A 909-nucleotide genomic window follows, 5' to 3' on the forward strand; every position below is an offset into this window, starting at 1 on the left:
GTCGCCACCCGGACGGTCGCCACCACTACGGAAGCCACCACGGTCACCACTCGGACGGTCCCCACCACGGAAACCACCGCGATCGCCGCCACCCTGGTAACCACCACGGTCACCACTGGGACGGTCACCACCGCGGTATCCACCCCGGTCGCCACCACCCTGGTAGCCGCCGCTCGGACGGTCCCCACCACGGGAGATGCCCCGGTCGCCGCCACGGTCCTCGCTGCGGAACCCGCCACTGGGACGGTCACCACCACGGAAGCCGCCCCGGTCGCCACCGCCCTGGTAGCCGCCACGGTCACGGTCGCCACCGCGGAAACCGCCGCGATCGCCGCCACCCTGGTAACCACCACGGTCACCACTCGGCCGGTCACCACCGCGGTATCCACCCCGGTCGCCACCACCCTGGTAACCACCACGGTCACCGCTCGGCCGATCGCCGCCACGGAAACCACCACGGTCGCGGTCGCCACCACGGAATCCACCGCGGTCGCCACCACCCTGGTAGCCGCCACGGTTGCGGTCGCCGCCCCGGAATCCTCCGCGATCACCGCTCGGGCGATCGCCGCCACGGTCACCGCGGCGCGCGTCGGCGCCACCGTCGCGACTGCGGTCGGAGCGACCGTCGTCGTCGCGCTTGCTGGAGCCGCCGTCCTGCGGTCCTGTAGTCACGGATTATTCCTTCCAAGTACGGCGGCGGGCCCTCGGTCCGGGCGGCCTGACCTCAACACACAAAGTTACTAGGAGACTTGCTCGTAAACGCAGTCGAGGGCCGACCCCGAGCTGGGGCGGCCCTCGACCGATAAGTTTAGTCCGGCGGCGTCCTACTCTCCCACACCCTCCCGAGTGCAGTACCATCGGCGCTGGAGGGCTTAGCTACCGGGTTCGGAATGTAACCGGGCGTTTCCC

General features: G+C 70.3%; 1 protein-coding gene and 1 rRNA gene. One reads left to right on the forward strand and one right to left on the reverse strand.

Translation table 11 applies throughout. The features are described 5' to 3' along the window. Positions 1 to 744 (forward strand): hypothetical protein (locus tag WH85_RS52040; protein WP_045748586.1); only part of this gene is annotated, 744 nt, incomplete at its 5' end. Between the two features lie 67 nt (positions 745 to 811). Here WH85_RS52040 and rrf read toward each other — a convergent pair. After that, positions 812 to 909, reverse strand: a 5S ribosomal RNA gene (rrf, locus tag WH85_RS48050); the annotation flags it as partial.

The sequence above is a fragment of the Actinoplanes rectilineatus genome (assembly GCF_000962825.1).
GTDB classification, from domain to species: domain Bacteria; phylum Actinomycetota; class Actinomycetes; order Mycobacteriales; family Micromonosporaceae; genus Actinoplanes; species Actinoplanes rectilineatus.